This window comes from Actinocrinis puniceicyclus (assembly GCF_018283645.1).
GTDB lineage: Bacteria > Actinomycetota > Actinomycetes > Streptomycetales > Catenulisporaceae > Actinocrinis > Actinocrinis puniceicyclus.
Genome location: NZ_JAGSXH010000076.1, coordinates 12,045 through 29,619, shown reverse-complemented (window position 1 = coordinate 29,619; position 17,575 = coordinate 12,045). Strand labels below are relative to the sequence as shown.

General features: G+C 71.0%; 15 protein-coding genes. 10 read left to right on the top strand and 5 right to left on the bottom strand.

Features of this window, described 5'->3' with window-relative positions:
* Positions 1 to 307 (top strand): cellulose binding domain-containing protein (locus tag KGA66_RS19710; RefSeq protein ID WP_211469643.1); only part of this gene is annotated, 307 nt, incomplete at its 5' end.
* A gap of 136 nt (positions 308 to 443) precedes the next feature.
* Positions 444 to 1,034 (top strand): polysaccharide deacetylase family protein, encoded by a 591-nt coding sequence (locus KGA66_RS19705; RefSeq protein WP_211469642.1) that lies wholly within the window; start codon positions 444 to 446, stop codon positions 1,032 to 1,034.
* Positions 1,035 to 1,133: 99 nt separating this feature from the next.
* On the opposite strand, the gene KGA66_RS19700 is transcribed toward KGA66_RS19705, so the two are convergent.
* Positions 1,134 to 3,098, bottom strand: coding sequence for a glycosyl hydrolase family 18 protein (locus KGA66_RS19700; RefSeq protein WP_211469641.1), 1,965 nt, complete (start codon positions 3,096 to 3,098; stop codon positions 1,134 to 1,136).
* Positions 3,099 to 3,562: 464 nt separating this feature from the next.
* Here KGA66_RS19700 and KGA66_RS19695 point away from each other — a divergent pair, with 464 nt between their 5' ends.
* From KGA66_RS19695 to KGA66_RS19675, 5 genes are all read left to right on the top strand, one after another.
* Positions 3,563 to 7,282 carry a nitrate reductase subunit alpha gene (locus tag KGA66_RS19695; protein ID WP_438822061.1) on the top strand — a complete coding sequence of 1,240 codons (3,720 nt, stop codon included), beginning with the start codon at positions 3,563 to 3,565 and terminating at the stop codon, positions 7,280 to 7,282.
* Between the two features lie 106 nt (positions 7,283 to 7,388).
* Positions 7,389 to 9,041: a nitrate reductase subunit beta gene (gene narH, locus KGA66_RS19690; protein WP_211469640.1), complete on the top strand. Its 1,653-nt coding sequence runs from the start codon at positions 7,389 to 7,391 to the stop codon at positions 9,039 to 9,041.
* Positions 9,042 to 9,121: 80 nt separating this feature from the next.
* Positions 9,122 to 9,799 carry a nitrate reductase molybdenum cofactor assembly chaperone gene (gene narJ, locus KGA66_RS19685; RefSeq protein WP_211469639.1) on the top strand — a complete coding sequence of 226 codons (678 nt, stop codon included), beginning with the start codon at positions 9,122 to 9,124 and terminating at the stop codon, positions 9,797 to 9,799.
* Entirely contained in the window at positions 9,796 to 10,545 is a 750-nt protein-coding gene (gene narI, locus KGA66_RS19680; RefSeq protein ID WP_211469638.1) for a respiratory nitrate reductase subunit gamma, read from the top strand. The genes narJ and narI overlap by 4 nt, the downstream gene beginning before the upstream one ends.
* Before the next feature lie 166 nt (positions 10,546 to 10,711).
* Positions 10,712 to 11,761, top strand: coding sequence for a tellurite resistance/C4-dicarboxylate transporter family protein (locus KGA66_RS19675; RefSeq protein ID WP_438822060.1), 1,050 nt, complete (start codon positions 10,712 to 10,714; stop codon positions 11,759 to 11,761).
* 207 nt (positions 11,762 to 11,968) lie between these two features.
* Here KGA66_RS19675 and KGA66_RS19670 read toward each other — a convergent pair whose 3' ends face one another.
* The 3 genes from KGA66_RS19670 to KGA66_RS19660 all read right to left on the bottom strand — a co-directional run bounded on the left by KGA66_RS19670 (position 11,969) and on the right by KGA66_RS19660 (position 14,615).
* Positions 11,969 to 12,754 (bottom strand): PIG-L deacetylase family protein, encoded by a 786-nt coding sequence (locus KGA66_RS19670; RefSeq protein ID WP_211469636.1) that lies wholly within the window; start codon positions 12,752 to 12,754, stop codon positions 11,969 to 11,971.
* A gap of 109 nt (positions 12,755 to 12,863) precedes the next feature.
* Positions 12,864 to 13,655 (bottom strand): SAM-dependent methyltransferase, encoded by a 792-nt coding sequence (locus tag KGA66_RS19665; protein WP_211469635.1) that lies wholly within the window; start codon positions 13,653 to 13,655, stop codon positions 12,864 to 12,866.
* A 120-nt stretch (positions 13,656 to 13,775) separates the two neighbouring features.
* Entirely contained in the window at positions 13,776 to 14,615 is an 840-nt protein-coding gene (locus KGA66_RS19660; protein WP_211469634.1) for an MBL fold metallo-hydrolase, read from the bottom strand.
* Between the two features lie 100 nt (positions 14,616 to 14,715).
* On the opposite strand from KGA66_RS19660, the gene KGA66_RS19655 reads away from it, so the two are divergent.
* The 3 genes from KGA66_RS19655 (at position 14,716) to KGA66_RS19645 (ending at position 16,774) form a co-directional block, all read left to right on the top strand.
* Positions 14,716 to 15,519: a CGNR zinc finger domain-containing protein gene (locus KGA66_RS19655; protein WP_211469633.1), complete on the top strand. Its 804-nt coding sequence runs from the start codon at positions 14,716 to 14,718 to the stop codon at positions 15,517 to 15,519.
* Positions 15,500 to 16,126 carry a hypothetical protein gene (locus tag KGA66_RS19650; protein WP_211469632.1) on the top strand — a complete coding sequence of 209 codons (627 nt, stop codon included), beginning with the start codon at positions 15,500 to 15,502 and terminating at the stop codon, positions 16,124 to 16,126. The genes KGA66_RS19655 and KGA66_RS19650 overlap by 20 nt, the downstream gene beginning before the upstream one ends.
* Positions 16,127 to 16,399: 273 nt before the next feature.
* Positions 16,400 to 16,774, top strand: a complete 375-nt coding sequence (locus KGA66_RS19645) for a group I truncated hemoglobin (protein ID WP_211469631.1) — start codon at positions 16,400 to 16,402, stop codon at positions 16,772 to 16,774.
* Positions 16,775 to 16,795: 21 nt separating this feature from the next.
* Here the strand turns inward: KGA66_RS19645 and KGA66_RS19640 are convergent, their stop codons facing one another.
* On the bottom strand, positions 16,796 to 17,518 hold the full coding sequence (locus KGA66_RS19640) for an HAD family hydrolase (RefSeq protein ID WP_211469630.1): 723 nt from the start codon (positions 17,516 to 17,518) through the stop codon (positions 16,796 to 16,798).
* Positions 17,519 to 17,575: the final 57 nt, after the last annotated feature.

Here is a 17,575-nt window from a genome sequence, read left to right as displayed (position 1 = left end):
CGTCAGCGACGTGGTCAGCGCGTGGAACACCGGCCTGACCGAGAACATCACCATCACGAACAACGGCACCAGCGCCATCAACGGCTGGCAACTGGCGTTCACGATGCCGAGCGGGCAGAGCCTGGTGAACGCCTGGAACGCGACGATCAGCCCGTCGAGCGGGTCGGTCACCGCGACCAACATGAGCTACAACGCCTCCATCCCGGCAGGCGGCACCACCAGCTTCGGCTTCCAGGCCAACCACACCGGCAACGCCTCGGCGCCGGGCGGCTTCACCCTCAACGGAACCGCGTGCTCCGTCGGATAGCGCCGCATGCGGCGTGATCGGTTCAGCGCTGAGCCGATCGCGCCGCGACCGAGTCCGGCCGGGGGCGTTCGTCCCCGGCCGGCTCACCCGCTTTCCGCCTCGCCCGCTCGCGCCCAGCCCCCCTCGGAGACGATCGGTGAACGCCGGCCAGGTGGCCCTGACCTTCGACGACGGACCACATCAGCATTCGACCCCGGCGCTGCTGGCGGCGCTGACGGCGCAGCGCGCTACGGCCACGTTCTTCCTGTGCGGCGAGCGGGTCCGGCAGCATCCCGAGCAGGTTCGTGCCCTGCGTTCGGCCGGGATGCAGCTGGGCAACCACAGTTATACGCACCCTTATCTGACCCGGTTGGAGCAGGACGCGGCGGTCGACGAGATCGCTCGGACGCAGGAGGCGATCCGCACCGCGGCCGGCCAGTCGCCGGTGCTGTTCCGTCCCCCCTACGGCGACACGGACGCACAGCTGTGCGGCACCGCGGAACAGTTCGGTCTCACCGAGGTGCTGTGGACGGTGGACACCGCGGACTGGGCCGGCGCGAGCGCCGCGCAGATCGTCGAGGCCGCCGCCGCGGTCCGGCCCGGCGGCGTGATCCTCATGCACGACTACGGATATCAGAGCACGATTGAAGCGGTCCCGTTGATCCTGCGGATGCTGGCCGACCGGGGTCTGCGCCCGGGCCGGATCACGCCCACCGCGGGCAACGGACACCAGGTGACCGAACGCTGACGGCAGTGCGGAGCGCGCCACAGACTGCGCCACAGACCGTGGGGCCGCGCCCGAGCTGCGCCGGGAGCGGCCCCGCTCTGCGTCTTCAGACAGGGGCGCTCAGCAGGCCCCGTCGTCGGTCCACACGTTCTGGCCGTTGTTGCCGGGGATGTCGCCCTGGGTCCACCACTTCGCGGTCCAGGTGTGCCCGTTGTAGGACACGACCGCGCCGCCGTTGTACGCGGTCGTGGACACCCAGGCCGCGGCCGTGCACGTACCGCCGGTACCGCTCGACGGCGAAGCGCTGGGGCCGCCGCCGCACGAGCCGTCGTCGGTCCACACGTTCTGGCCGTTGTTGCCGGGGATGTCGCCCTGGGTCCACCACTTCGCGGTCCACTGGTGGCCGTTGTAGGACACGACCGCACCCCCGTTGTACGCGGTCGTGGACACCCAGGCCGCGGCCGTACACGTACCGCCGGTACCGCCGGTCGGTGAGGACGAGGGGCTGGCGGACGGCGACGCGCTCGGGCTCGGCGAACCGCCGCCGGTCGAGCCGGCGCTCGCGCTCGCGCTCGCGCTCGGGGACTGCGGCGGGGCCGGGCACTGCGCGGCCGAGCCGTTGACGTCCGTGACGGTGTCGTTGAACAGGGTCGCGGCCGGGTCCAGGTCGTAGAGCGAGAACATCATCGCCCCGCCCAGGCCGTTGCAGTGCAGGTAGTCCGCGGTCGCCTGCACCGACTGCGCGTCCTCGCCGGACCAGAAGTCGGTGCCGTCGTAGAAGTACGCGGCCTGAGCCGCCGGATCCCAGAAGGTGTCGGCGGGGTTGTCGACGATCCCGGTCAGTTCCTTGTACATGCGGATGCCGTTGACGTTGCCCGAGTCGGCCGCGCCGGGCGCGGGACCGGTGGCGGGCTGGAACAGCCCGTGGCTGCCGCCGGCCGGAACGCCGGTCCAGCCGCGGTAGTAGAACGGGACGCCGACGGTCAGCTTGTTCGCGGGAAAGCCGCCCGGAATCGAGTACTGCGGATCGCCGGCCACGTACGCCTTGACCGTCTCGTCGGCCGAGTACTTCTCCGTGCCCGGCGCGACCGGCGTCATCGGGTCGTTCGGGTTGTCGTAGATCGGCGCCTGGTGGTTGGTCGGTCCGGTGGACTCCCAGCCTCCGTGCATGTCGTACGTCATGGCGTCGCCGAAGGTCAGGTACTGGCCGATCTTGTCGGTCTCAAGGTCCTGGATCTTGTCCTGGCCCGAGGGCAGCGCGGCCGAGAGCGTGTACTGCTTGCCGTTGCTCGCGCTCAGCGCGTTCAGCTCGGTGCGGAACTCCTGCAGCAGCAGGGTGTAGTTCTGCTTGTCCGCGGCCGAGTAGTGGTTGCCCAGGTGCCCGCCGGCGTTGCCGGGATACTCCCAGTCGATGTCGAAGCCTGAGAAGATGCCGGCCGCGGTGCCGGCGCCGCCGTAGCCGCCCTGCGAGGGCAGGTTGCCCTTGATGAACATGTCGATGCAGGAGGAGACGAACTTCTGCCGGGAGGCCGCGGTGGCCGCCACGTCGGAGAAGTACTTCGAGTAGGTCCAGCCGCCCAGGGAGAGCTCGACCTTGAGATTCGGGTACTTCTTCTCCAGCTCCTGCAGCTGGTGGAAGTTGCCGACGATCGGCATGTTGTAGGCGTCGGCGGTGCCGTCGACGCTGATGTCCGAGCCGAAGGACTTCTGGTAGTCGGCGAAGGAGTCCCCGGCGCCGTCGCCGGCGTTCGGGTCGCTCTCACCGGCCGGGTCCGGGTCCGTGGCCTTGGTGGTCTCGAAGCAGGTCAGGTTGGTCGGATCGACGTTCTCGAAGTCGTAGATCAGATAGTTGAGTTTGCCGGCGATGCCCTCGGTGTCGAGGTTCTTGAGGTAGAAGGCGTTCTGATAGATCGACCACTGGTCGAAGTAGGCGATCTTCAGGCCGCCGGAGGTCGCCGGGGCGCCGGTGGTGTTGGTCGGCGCGGCCTGGGCGCTGGTCGCGCCGGTCAGCGCGAGGCCGGCGGCGAGCGCGACGGCGCCCGCCGCGCTCGCCGCGGCGAGTGCTGCCCGTCTGGGTCTACGCATGTCTCCTGCTCCAGTGAGGACGGGTTGGCTCGATCCGACGGATGCGCCGTCCACCGGAGGGGGAATAGGAATCGGTCTACCGACCGGAATCGGCCTTGTCAAGAGAGGTCTAGTCCAATGGGACTAGACCAACCAGCGATTTCGGCAGCGTGCGCCCAGCTCGGGGCCGGATGGCGAATTTCACCAGACGCTCTTAACACTGCGTTGAGGCTCTATCGACGGCAGTGCGGCAGCGCCACAGCGCCGCAGCGCCACAGCGCCCTCGGCCCGACTCGGGCGCCGGACTCTTGCCCTACGCAACGCTGGCATGAAAGCCTTTAGACCGATTCGGTTACGGATGTGGTTCGCGCTGCGCACCGCCGGGGAGGAAAAGCACCGTGACTCCGCCAGACGAAGATCCCGGCGCACGCGAGAGAGCCGACGCGGGCGCTCGGCTCGCGCCGCTGCTGCCCTACGGAGAGCCGGTGGAGTCGTTGCTGCGCAAAGCGCAGTACTTCACCCCCGGCACACCGACCCCCGATCACCGTGAGGTGCACCGGCGCGGCGGGCGCGGGGCCGAGGAGTTCTACCACGAGCGCTGGCGGCACGACAAAGAGGTGCGCTCGACACACGGGGTGAACTGCACCGGGTCCTGTTCGTGGAAGGTGTACGTCAAGGACGGCATCATCACCTGGGAGACGCAGCAGACCGACTATCCCTCGGTCGGTCCCGACTCCCCCGAGTACGAGCCGCGCGGCTGTCCCCGTGGAGCCTCGTTCTCCTGGTACACGTACTCGCCGGCCCGCGTGCGGTACCCGTACATCCGCGGGCCGCTGCTGGAGATGTGGCGCGAGGCGCGCGCGAGGCTCGGCGACCCGGTGCTCGCCTGGGCCGAGATCACCGCGGACCCCGAGCGCACCGCCCGCTACAAGAAGGCCCGCGGCCAGGGCGGTTTCGTGCGCTCGACCTGGGACGAGGCGACCGAGCTGATCGCCGCCGCGCACGTGCACACGGTGAAGCGGTACGGCCCGGACCGCGTGGTCGGCTTCTCCCCCATCCCGGCCATGTCCCAGGTCTCCTATTCGGCCGGGACGCGCTTCCTGTCCATGATCGGCGGGACGATCCTGTCCTTCTACGACTGGTACGCCGACCTGCCGATCGCCTCCCCGCAGGTCTTCGGCGACCAGACCGACGTGCCGGAGTCGGCCGACTGGTGGAACTCCTCCTACCTGGTGCTCTGGGGCACCAACCTGCCGATCACCCGCACCCCCGACGCGCACTTCATGACCGAGGCGCGCTACCGCGGGCAGAAGGTGGTGGTGGTCAGCCCCGACTACTCCGACCACACCAAGTTCGCGGACGACTGGCTGCCCTGCGCCCCGGGCACGGACGGCGCGCTGGCGATGTCGATGGGGCACGTCGTGCTCAGCGAGTTCTTCCGCGACCGCCAGGTCCCCTACTTCACCGAGTACGTCAAGACGTACACGGATCTGCCGTTCCTGGTGACGCTGCGGGAGCGCGAGGCGGACGACGGCGCCGAGGACGGGCAGGGCGCGTACGTGCCGGACCGGTTCCTGACCGCCGCGGATCTCGGGCGGGAACAGGAGGCCGCCGCGCACCAGACCGTGCTGCTGGACGCCGCGACCGGCGAGCCGGTCTTCCCGAACGGCACGCTGGCCAGCCGCTACACCGAGTCGGGCGTGGGCCGCTGGAACCTGGACCTCGGCGGCATCGACCCGCTGCTCACGCTGTACCCGGCCGATCACGGCGCCGGATCGGATTCCGGCGGCGGCGCGAGCGGCCTGGAGGCGGTCGCGGTGGACCTGCCGCGCTTCGACGTCGGCGAGAGCGAGGGCGGCGGCGTGGTGCGGCGCGGCGTGCCCGTGCGGCGGGTCGGCGGGCACCTGGTGACCACGGTCTTCGACCTGCTCATGGCGCAGTACGCCGTACCTCGCGAGGGCCTGCCCGGCCAATGGCCCACCGGATACGACGACGCCGACTCGCCCTACACCCCGGCCTGGCAGGAACGGATCACCTCCGTGCCGGCGGCCGCGGCGGCACGGGTGGCACGGGAGTTCGCGCGCAACGCGGAGCTCTCCCGCGGCCGCTCGATGATCGCGATGGGCGCGGGCACCAACCACTGGTACCACTCCGACCAGATCTACCGGACCTTCCTCACGCTGATCATGCTGTGCGGCTGCCAGGGGGTGAACGGCGGCGGCTGGGCGCACTACGTCGGCCAGGAGAAAGTCAGGCCACTGACCGGCTTCCAGCAGATCGCCTTCGGCCTGGACTGGCAGCGCCCGACCCGGCACATGACCGGCACCTCCTTCTTCTACATGCACACCGACCAGTGGCGTTACGAGCGCTTCGGCGCTCAGGAGATGGCCAGCCCGCTCGGCCGCGGGCTGTTGCGCGGCAAGGCTTTCGCGGACGCCCTCGCGCAGGCCGGCCGGATGGGCTGGACGCCCTCGCACCCGGCCTTCGACCGCAACCCGCTGGATCTGGCCGACGAGGCCGCGGCCGCCGGCCGCGGCGTCGGCGAGCACGTCGTGGCCGAACTGAAGGCCGGACGGCTGCGCTTCGCCGACGAGGACCCCGACGATCCGGCGAACTTCCCCCGGGTGATGACGATCTGGCGGGCGAACCTGCTCGGTTCCTCGGGCAAGGGCATGGAGTACTTCATGCGCCACCTGCTCGGCGCGGCCCACGCGGTGCGCGCCGAGGAGACGCCGCAGGACTCGCGGCCGAGCGAGGTGCGCTGGCGCGAGAACGCACCCGAGGGCAAGCTGGACCTGGTCACCACGCTCGACTTCCGGATGACCAGCACGTGTACGTACTCGGATATCGTGCTTCCGGCCGCGACCTGGTACGAGAAGCACGACCTGTCGACCACCGACATGCACCCGTTCGTGCACTCCTTCAACCCGGCGATCGCGCCGCCGTGGGAGACGCGCACCGACTTCGACGCGTTCAAGGCCGTCGGCGAGCAGTTCTCCCGGCTGGCGGCCGTGCATCTGGGCACGCGCACGGACGTGGTCGCGGTGCCGCTGGCGCACGACACCGCGGACGAGTTGGCGCAGCCGGGCGGCGTGGTGCGCGACTGGAAGCGCGGCGAGTGCGAAGCGGTGCCCGGCGTGACGATGCCGCGGCTGGTGCCGATCGAGCGCGACTACGCCGCGGTCGCGCAGAAGATGGCCGCCGTCGGGCCGCTGGTCGACTCGCTCGGCACGTCGGTCAAGGGCATCACGTGGAAGCCGCCGGGCGTGGTCGACCTGCTGGCGCGTACCAACGGCCGGGCGCGCGGCGGGGTCGCGGACGGGCGCCCGGCGCTCACCCGCGACGTGCACATGGCCGAGGCCATCCTCGCGCTGTCCGGCACCACGAACGGCGCGGTGTCGCTCGCGGCGTGGAAGGAGTTGGAGAAGCGCACCGGGCTGCGCCTGGCCGACCTGGCCGAGGAACGGGCCGGGGAGCGCATCAGCTTCGCCGACACGCAGGTTCAGCCGCGGGCCGTGATCACCTCGCCGGAGTGGTCGGGCAGCGAGAGCGGCGGGCGGCGGTACAGCGCCTTCGTGGTCAACGTGGAGCGCAAGAAGCCGTGGCACACGCTGACCGGGCGGATGCACTTCTACCTCGACCACGACTGGATCGCGGAGTTCGGAGAAGGTCTGCCGACCTACCGGCCGCCGCTGAACTACGCGCGCCACTACGGCGCTCAGGGCCTGGGCGACCCGGACCGGCCGGAGATCACGCTGCGGTATCTGACCCCGCACTCGAAGTGGTCCATCCACTCCGAGTACCAGGACAACCTGCACATGCTGCGCCTGTTCCGCGGCGGCCCGGTGCTGTGGATGAACCCTGACGACGCGGCGAAGATCGGCGTCACGGACAACGAGTGGATCGAGGCGTTCAACCGCAACGGCGTCGTGGTGTGCCGCGCGGTGGTCACGCACCGGATGCCGCCCGGAACCGTGTACATGTACCACGCGAAGGACCGGCACGTGATGACGCCGCGTTCGGAGATCTCCGGCATGCACGGAGGCGGCGACAACTCGCTGACCCGTCTGGTGATCAAGCCGACGCACATGATCGGCGGCTACGCGCAGCTCACGTACGCGTTCAACTACTACGGGCCGACCGGCAACCAGCGCGACGAGCTGACCGTGGTCCGCCGCCGCGCGCAACAGGTGGAGTTCCGGTGAATGGTTCAAGGCCGGGTTCAAAGTCGGGCCCGGGTCCAGCCGGAGGGAGCGCGGCGCACCCCGCGAACCCAGTGAGCCGTGATGTCCGCGAACGAAGTGAGCTGTCATGCGCGTAATGGCGAATGTCGCGATGGTGATGAACCTGGACAAGTGCATCGGCTGCCACACCTGCTCGGTGACGTGCAAGCAGGTGTGGACCAACCGTCCGGGCACCGAATACGTGTACTTCAACAACGTGGAGACCAAGCCCGGGGTCGGTTATCCGCGCCGCTACGAGGACCAGGAGCAGTGGCGCGGCGGTTGGGCGCTGGACAAGAAGGGCCGGTTGCAGCTGAAGGCCGGCGGCCGGCTGCGCAAGCTGCTGACGATCTTCTACAACCCGGACCTGCCCACCATCGACGACTACGGCGACCCGTGGACGTACGACTACCAGACCGTGATCGACGCCCCGCTCGGCACGCCCAATCCGAGCGCGCACTCCATCTCCGCGCTCACCGGCCGGGACATGACCGTGCAGTGGGGCAGCAACTTCGACGACGACCTGGCCGGCGCGCCCCGGCACGCGGCCGGCGACCCGAACCTGTCCGGGCTCGAAGAGCGCGTGCGGATGGAGTTCGAGCAGGTCTTCATGTTCTACCTGCCGCGCATCTGCGAGCACTGCCTCAACCCCTCGTGCGTCGCGTCGTGCCCGTCCGGGGCGATGTACAAGCGCTCGGAGGACGGCATCGTGCTGGTGGACCAGGACCGCTGCCGCGGCTGGCGGATGTGTGTCTCAGGTTGCCCATACAAGAAGGTGTACTTCAACCACCGCACCGGTAAGGCGGAGAAGTGCACGTTCTGCTTCCCGCGCATCGAAGCGGGGCAGCCGACTGTGTGCTCCGAGACCTGCGTCGGGCGGCTGCGGTACCTCGGGCTTTTCCTGTACGACGCGGACAAGGTGCTCGACGCCGCGGCGACGCCCGACGAGCAGGGCCTGTACGAGGCGCAACTGGGCGTGTTCCTGGATCCGGAGGATCCCGAGGTGCGCGCCGCGGCGGCGGCGGACGGTATCCCGCACGACTGGATCGAGGCCGCGCGCCGTTCACCGGTCTACCAGCTGGCGGTGCGGCACCGGGTCGCGCTTCCGCTGCATCCGGAGTACCGGACGCTGCCGATGGTCTGGTACATCCCGCCGCTCTCGCCGGTCGCGGATGTCGTCAACGCGACCGGCTACGACGCGGATCGGCCCGACGACGTCTTCGCGACGATCGACTCGCTGCGCATCCCGGTGGAGTACCTGGCGAACCTGTTCACGGCCGGCGACCCGGCACCGATCCGCCGGGTGCTGCGCAAACTGGCCGCGGTGCGCGCGATCCAGCGCGCCGGGCAGCTCGGGCTGGATCTGGACGAGGACCTGCCGGCGTCGGTCGGCGCGAGCGACGAGGAACTCGACGATCTCTACCGCCTGCTGGCGATCGCGAAGTACGAGGAGCGTTACGTCATCCCGCCCGCGCACGCCGAGGAGGCGGGCCGGTTGATGGGCCAGCACGAGCAGCTGTTCTGCAGCCTCGACACCGACGGCGGGCCGGGCATGGGCGGGCACGGGATCAGCTCCTACCGCCCCACCGGCACGCCCGGTTCGCCGCAGACCTTCGAGGCCGAGGACGGTCGCACCCGCTTCAACCTGCTCGGCTGGAGCGGAAAGGGCCAGGCCCCGGGACTCTTCCCGGATCGCGGCGCGGTGAGCGCGCACGACCCGGCCGAAGGCGGCCTGGCGTGAACGGCCCGACGCGCGCCACGTCTCCGTCTCCGGCTCCGGCCACAGCCACAGCCACAGCCACAGCCACAGCCACAGCCACAGTGCGGTATTCGTCCGAGGCGGCCGGTTTCAAGCTCGCCTCCGTGCTGCTCCAGTACCCGACCGGGGCGCTGTTCGCAGGGCTCGATGAACTGGACGCGTTCGCGGCGGCGGCCGGCGGCCCGAAGCCGGCCCGGGAGTCCTTCGGCCGTTTCCTGGCCTGGCTTCGCGCCACCGAGCCGTCCGCCGTCGCGCAGCACTACGTGCGCACCTTCGACCTGCGCCGCCGCTGCGCCCTGTACCTGACCTATTTCCGTTACGGCGACACCCGCAAGCGCGGCATGGCGATGGTCGAGTTCAAGACCGCGTACCGGGCCGCGGGCTTCGTGCCCTGCGAGGAAGACCTGCCGGACTATCTGCCGATGGTGCTGGATTTCGCGGCGTTGTCCGAACGCGGCCGCAAGCTGCTGCACGGACACCGCGCGGACGTCGAGTTGCTGCGGCGCGGGCTGGAGAAGGCCGAGTCCCCTTACGCGGACGTGCTCGCCGCGGTCTCGGCGCATCTTCCGCGGCTCGGGCGCCGCGAGCTCGCGCTGGTGGTCAAGGCGTGGGAGTCCGGGCCGCCGCGCGAGGAGGTCGGCTTGGAACCCTTCGCGCCGCCCGGGTATCTCGCCGGGTACGGGCAGGAGCGCGACACGCGGCAGGAACTGCTGGCGGTTCGAGAAAGTGGGACACGGTGAACACGACCACCGCGCAGATCTTCTGGTGGGTGGCGCTGCCCTATTTCGCGCTCGGCGTGTTCGTCGTCGGGCACGTGTGGCGCTGGCGCTACGACCAGTTCGGCTGGACCAGCCGCTCGACGCAGCTGCAGGAGCGGCGCCGGCTCAAGTGGGGCGCCCCGCTGTTCCACTACGGCACCTTCGCGGCGATCGCGGGACACGTCATCGGGGTGCTGATCCCGCAGTCGTGGACGAAGGCGATCGGCATCCCCGAGTCCGGGTACCGCTGGTTCTCTGCCGCCGCGGGCACCGTCGCTGCGGTCCTCGTCATCGGCGGCATCGTGATCCTGGCGACGCGGCGGCTGTTCGTGCCGCGGGTGCGGGCCACCACCGCGCCGATCGACTACGTGGCGCTGACCCTGCTGCTGATCATCGTGTTCACCGGGATCGCGCCCACGATCGGGATCAACCTGCTCGGCGGCGGCTACGACTACCGCACGAGCGTGGCGCCGTGGTTCCGCGGCCTGTTCTCCGGCTCACCGGACGTGCAGGCGATCGCGCACGCGCCGGTCATCTATCAGGTGCACGCGACCGCGGCGTGGCTGATCTGGGCCATCTGGCCGTTCAGCCGTCTGGTCCACGCGTGGAGCTACCCGGTGTGGTACCTGTGGCGGCCGTACATCGTGTTCCGCAGCCGTGTCGCCTCGCATCCGAACGAGCCGGGCACCGGCGGGCGCAAGTGGCGGAAGATCGGTGTCCCGTACTGAGCCAGGGGCGTCGGACCCGGCGGGTCCGGACGCGGTAGGTCCCGGCGCGGTAGGTCCCGGCGCGGCGGGTCAAGACGCGGTAGGTCCGGACGCGATCCCCGCGGGCGTGGACCATCCGGTGCGCGCGGCCGTGCGCGGCCTGAACCCCGGCTATTTCGCTCTGGTGATGGCCACCGGCATCGTGTCGATCTCGATGCAGACCCACGGCCTGTCCGTGCTGTCCGGGTTCTTGCTCGCCATCGCCGGGCTCAGCTACGCGGTGCTGACCGTGCTGACGGTGTGGCGCGCGGTACGGTTCCGGGACGCGCTCGCCGCGGACATGGCGGACCCGCGCCGCGCCTTCGGCGTGTTCACGTTCGTCGCGGCGACCGACGTGGTGGGCGCGCGGCTGGCGACCGGCGGCTACCACACGGTGGCTTTCGTGCTGCTCGTTGTCGGGTGGCTGGCGTGGGTGGTGCTCGGGTACGTCGTGCCGTGGACGGCCGCGCTCGGGCAGGCGCGGCGCCCGGTGTTGCGGGCCGCGAACGGCACCTGGTTCATCTGGGTGGTCGCCAGCGAGTCGGTCGCGGTGCTCGCGGCGGCGCTGGAGCCGTCGGTGCTGCAGGGGCGGCGGGAGCTGGCGCTGCTCGCGGTGTTCTCCTGGTCGGTCGGGGTCTTCCTGTACGCGGCCGTGGGTTTCGCGGTGACCAGCAGGATGCTGCTTTACGAGCTGGAGCCCAGGGACCTGACCCCGCCGTACTGGGTGGCGATGGGTTCGACCGCGATCACGGTGGTGGCCGGAGCACGGATCACGCAGATGGCGGACGCACCGATGGTCAACGCGACCAGGGGGCTGATCTCGGGGTCCTCGGTGGTGTTCTGGGTCTTCGGCACCTGGCTCATTCCGCCGCTGGTGGCCGCGGGCGTGTGGCGGCATGTGGTGCACCGCGTGCCGCTGCGGTACGAGGCGACGCTGTGGAGCATCGTCTTCCCCCTCGGTATGTACGCGGTCGCAGGGCACTATCTCGGCCAGGCCGACAGCCTGCCGATCGTGAAGGCGATCGGCGCGGACGAGAGCTGGTTCGCACTGGCCGCATGGACGATCACGTTCGTCGCGATGCTGCGCCACCTGGCCAAGACGCTGCGCCGCGATCTCAGCCGCGACCTGAGCCGCGGCACAGGCGGTGACAGCGGCGGTGACACAGGCCGCGACGCGGGCCGGGCAGCGGCGCCCTAGTGTCCCGCGCCATAGCAAGACGGGCCGCCAGAACGACGCGGCGCGTACGCGGCCGGGCGCATCCGCGCCGCGCGACCCGCTCCTCCTCAGCCCTCTCCATCCGGGTCCGCTTCCATCCGGGGTCCGCTTCCATCCGGGGTCTGCTTTCGTCCGGGCCCGCCTTCGTCGTGGTCTGTTACCACCGCGGCCTGGTCCCGTCGCCGTCCGCTACACGATCGTGTCGCGGATGAAGCCCCCTGCGACCGCGCCGGGATCGACGTACCATTCGCGGCCGAGGAGCAGCCCGAAGACCGGCGAGGGCAGGCGCACGAGCAGCCGCAGCGGCAGCGCCGCGCGGCCCGGTCCGCGCACTTGTGAGACGTGGCAGGCCAGCGCGGCTCGTTTCGCGCCGGCGAACCGGCGCACGTCGACCCGGTGGGTTATCGCCGCGCGCGGGCTGTAGGCGGTGGCGATCGCGGCCGGGTCGTAGCGGCGCAGCAGGCCCAACAGTCGCAGAGCATTGACGGCCCGGGCGATCGGTTCGCGCGGCGCGGTGGCCTGTAGGACGCGCCTGACGCCCGCCAGTTCGGCCGCTCGCGCCGCGACCTCGTGGACGCGCACGTGGTCGCGGTGCCCGTATCCGCCGTTCGGGTCGTAGCTGAGCAGCACGTCGGCGCTCTCCTCGTGCAGGATCTCGGCCAGCCGCGCGGCGGCCTGCTCGAGCGGGGCGCGGGCGAAGCGGACCCGGTCGGCCGGGTCGGGGAAGAACAGCGGCCCGTGCCCGCTGTCGGCATAGCCGAGGTGCGCTGTGCGGGCGGCACCGAGGACCCGCGCGCTGGCCCGCAGTTCGTCGAGCCGCCGCGTCGCCTCTTCGCCGGTCGCCTCGCCCATGACGCCGTCGCAGGCCACGACGATGACGGTGCGGTGCCCCTCGGCCGCGAGCCGGGCGAGGGTGCCACCGGTGAGCAGGGCCTCGTCGTCGGGATGCGCGTGGAAGGCGACGATCGTAGACATGCACAGCATGCTGACGACCACCGGGCGAAGGATCAAGCCGGGGGCCTCATCGTTACCCGAACAGGGCGAGCCGGGCCGGGCGGCGGCGCCGAACGGCCGCGCCGGGCGGTCAGGGCACGCGGCCGAGACCGCCGAAGATCCCCGGCACCGCGGCCGGGGCGCCGGGCTGCGGGTTCCATTCGCCGACGCGCACCAGGCCCGGCGGCACCAGTTGTGCGTCGCCGAACAGCCGCATCACCTGCTCGCGGGTGCGAAGGTGCGCGCTGACCGCGGCCTTCCTGGTCGCTTCCGCCAGGCCGACCATGTCGACCCCGGCCTCGTCGGCGGAGATATGGGTGATCCCGAGGTACGAGCCGGGTACCAGCGCGCGCCGGTAGTGCGCGATGGTCTCGGCCGGGTTCGCCGCTTCGTCGAAGTACTGCAACACCGACAGGGCCAGCACGGCGATCGGCCGGTTGAAGTCCAGCAGCCCCGCGACGGTCGGCGCGGCCAGCACGGTCTGCCAGTCGCGCAGGTCGGCGTGGGTGATGGTCGCGTTCGGGTTGCCTTCGAGCAGCCGGGTGCTCATGGTGACCGCGACCGGTTCGCAGTCGACGTAGGCGACCTTCGCCTCGGGGCGCAGCCGCGCGGCGACCTCGTGCACGTTGCCCACGGTCGGGATGCCGGAGCCCAGGTCGAGGAACTGGGTGACGTCGTGTTCGCACAGCCAGGTGACGGCTCGACGCAGGAAGGACCGGTTGTCCCGCACCATCGGCACGATCGTCGGATCGATGGCGATCATGCGGTCGCCCAGTTCCCGGTCCACGGCGAAGTTGAACGAACCGCCGAGCCAGTAGTCGTAAACCCTCGACGGGCTGGCCACGGTCACGTCCGGATCGAACTGCATCGAGCCTTCACCCACCGGCGGCCTGCCTCTCCTTTGAGTCCGCACTCAACCTAAACCGTCCCGGGTCGCGTGCCAAACATCGTCCTTGCCTGCCGTGTGCGGGCGACGCGGGCCGCCGCCGCGGTGACCGCTCGTCTACAGTTCGGCCGACTCACCCGGTGCGAGCAGAACCAGCCGGTCGCCGAGGCAGGCCCTCTCGAACGCCTCGCGCAGTTGGTCGGCGCCCTCGGTGAAGTGCTTCCAGCTGTTGTAGTGGACCGGAACCACGCGCCGGGCGCCGAGGATCTCGGCGGCGTCGGCGCTCTGCGCGCTGTCGAGGGTCAGCAGCGCGCCGTCCAGGGTGCCGGTGCGTGCGGCCCCGGCGAACAGCAGCGCCGTGTCGATCGGGCCGAAGCGCTCGGCCACCTGCCGGGTCGCGCCGAGCCAGGCGTTGTCGCCGCTGACGTACACCGTCGGCAGGCCCGGGCCGGCCAGCACGAAGCCGACGACCTCGCCGGTCAGCGGCTCGCAGCCCTCGGGGCCGTGCCGCGCCGGGACCGCGGTGATCGTCAACGTCTGCGCGCCCTGGGGCGCGTCCTGGCCCGAAGCGCCGGGCAGTGGCAGTTCGACGGTGTCCCAGGGCTCCAGTCCGCGTACCGCGTCGCCGAGGCCGGCTCGAGTGTCGGCGCCGCGCAACCGCTCGGCCCCGCTGGGCGTGGTCAGCACGAGGGGCGCGGTGGCGAGGAAGGCCCGGCCGGAGTGGTCGAGGTTGTCAGCGTGCTGATCATGAGAGAGCAGCACCGCGTCGACGGGACCGATCGCGGCGGCGTCCGCGGCGGCCGGGGCGGTCTTGGTCAGCACGGCGCCGGACGGGCTCTCGTACTGGCCCGGGCCGTCGAAGGTGGGGTCGGTGACCAGGCAGAGCCCGGCGATCCGCAGCACGGCGGTGGGTCCACCGGTGACCTGGATCGCGAGCGGGACGGATGAGGCGGACATGCGCGCTCCTCACGGCTAATCAAATCATTCAGCGTGAGTGAGCCTAGTGAACCTCACGGAACCTCGCAAGCTTTGCCGTGAAGTCTATTAGGATGGGGGCATGACCTCGCAGTCCCTGGGCGCTTCTGGCGGTTCGGTGCCGGTTTCGCCGCCGATTCCGGGTGAGGAGCTTTCGGTCGCCTTGGCTCTGGTCAACACGCGGCTTGACGGCCCTGAGGGGCGGGTGGATCTGCTTTCTGATCCCGCGAGCGCTCGTGCGTGGCTCACCGTTCACGGTCTTGTCAGCGCGGGTGCCGGGGAGTGCGGGGCGGCGGATCTTCCGCTTGACGCGGACGCGGTGGCGCGGCTGACCGGGCTGCGGGAGTCGATCAGAATCCTGTTCGACGCGCGGCTCGCCGGCGGTGTCGACAGCGCCGGCGGCGCCGACGGCGTGGCGGGTTTCCTCGGGGTGGGCGGCGGTGCGCAGGCCGGTTTTCCGGGGCTCGCCGCGGCTCTCGACGACGTCAACACCGCTTTCGCGGCCGCGCCCTGCGTCACCCGTCTGGTCTGGGATGAGAACGGCCCGCAGGTGACCCAGCAGCGCCGGTCGGGCGATCCGCTGGCGAAGGTGCTGGCGGCGCTCGCGGCGAGCGCGGCCGAGTTGCTGGCGGGGCCGCTGGCGGATCGGCTGGCCCGGTGCGAGGCGCACAACTGCATCAGGGTTTTCATTCGTACGCACGCCGCGCGGCATGTCTGCTCGACCCGGTGCGGCGACCGGGTCCGCGCCGCCCGTCACTATGCCCGCAAGCGCGAGCGCGAGCGGGACCAGGAACGGGCACGGGAACGGAAACAAGGCACCGTGCGGCGCGAGCACCTGACGACGGGCACAGATTCGGGAGGGTCGGATGGCCGGGCTGGACCGTGACCGGGGTCGGATGGAGTTGTTGACCGGCGAGCCGGGCGGCCGCGAGATGGCGCGGACGCGGCGGGTCGTACCGGCACGGCTGCGCCGGTGGTTCTTCTCGGGCCTGCTGATGGTCTCGGCGGTGGTGGTCATCATGTACACGCAGACGGGACGGGACGTCGACGTCGAGAACATGTGGGCCGCGGCGGCTTTGGCGCTTTTCGTCGGCGGCGCGACGGCGCGGGTGTGGTGCAGGGCCGCCGACCAGGGTTCGCAGGTGCTGCGCTGGCGCCGCCTGCACCGGCGCGTGTTCTGGCGCGCCGGCGTGGTGTGCCTGCTGGCGGGCGTGGCCGCGCTGTGGCTGGACGCCTTCTGGCAGTGGCGCGCGGACAACATCCTCGGCGGCGCTTACCTGCCGGCCTGGTCGGCCGACGAGGGACACGCGGCCTTCAGCCGCGGCCTGGCGAAGTGGCTCTCGCTCGCCGCGGTGCCGCTGGTGCTCGTGGAGCCTTTCGCGTGGCTGCTGTGGCCGCGCTCGTTGCGCGCCGCCGTGCGCGATAGCCGGCAGGCGGCGTTCGCGGCGCGGGGCGGCGGCCGGGGCGGCCGGGCCGGAAGCAGGTACCGCTGAGAGTGGGCGACGCCACGCTTCATCTGTGGTTCGGCGTCGTCACGGCCGCCGAGTCGCGTTGTGCGGGCTCTCTTGCGCGCTCGTCGCTTTCGCGGAAGCAGCGGGCAACAATGCGGCCGTAATGTCCGGATCAGGCCGGTATCCGGAGGTCTGAATCCGGGTGCGTATTCGGCCGACGCGGACACCGCACTGCCTGTTCCCGGCGTTCCAAGTGCTTCCGGCGTTCGCTCCCCAGACTCGCCCGCCTTGCCGCGCGGCCAGAAAGGCAGCCCGATGACCCTGTACGACTCGATCGGCGGCGAAACCTCCGTGCGTGTCGCGGTGGACGACTTCTACGAGCGCCTGCTCGGCGACCCGGCGCTCGCGCCTTTCTTCTCCGGTGTCGATCTGCGCAAGCTCAAGACGCATCAGCGCGCGTTCCTGACCGCCGCGCTCGGCGGCGCCGAGCTGTATCAGGGCCGCGATATGGGCGCCGCGCATGCCGGGCTCGCGATCGCGGACGAGGATTTCGACGCGGTCGTCGCGCATCTGGTCGAGACGCTGGCGGGCCTCGGCGTCGCGACGGAGACGATCGAGCAGATCGGCGCCAAGCTCGCGCCGCTGCGCACCCAGATCGTCACCGCCACGGCCAGGCAGCCGTCAGGCTGAGCGACCGGGCTGCCGCCGCGTCTACGCACGCTGAGGCGAGGGTGGTCGGCTCAGGATGCTGGCATCGAGCTTGCCGAGCAGTTCGGCAGGGTCCTCGTACACTTCCACGGCCCCGGCCTGTTCCAACTCGGCCCGCGACCAGCCGCCTGAGAGCATCCCTACGCACGGCACCCCTGCGCGCGCCGCGGCTTCCACGTCCCAGCGCGTGTCGCCGACGAACACCGCTTCGTGCGCCGCGACGCCCGCGCGTTCCAGGGCGCGCTGCACGAGGTCCGGCGCGGGTTTGCTCGACTGTACGTCGTCCGCGCCGGTGACGGCGTCGATCTCGGCCTCCGCGTCCAGCGCAGCGCGCATCGCCGACAGTTGCGCGTCCTTCGCGGAACTGGCCAGCACCACGCGCCAGCCGCGCCGGTGGCAGGCCCGCAGCAGGTGGTCCGCGCCGTCGAGCGGCCGCAGGTTCGGCCAGTGGGCGGCGAACAGCGCGTCGTGCGCCGAGGACAGTTCGCCGTCCGCGTCCTTGTCCCGGTCGGGCCCGAGCAGGTGCTCCAGCAGGTGGTCCGAGCCCATGCCGATCGCCCGGTGGATCCGCGCCATCGCCACCGTCCTGTCGGCTTGCCGGAACGCCTGCCACCAGGCGACCGTGTGCAGGAACGCCGTGTCGACCAGCGTCCCGTCCACATCGAACAACACCGCGCCCACGCGCGTACCGTCACTGGCCGCGCCGGCGGTCTCCCGTTCGTCCATGACCGCGCCTCCTTCTCCGCCGCTCGTCTGCCGCGCCGCCGGCATCCGTCGTTTACA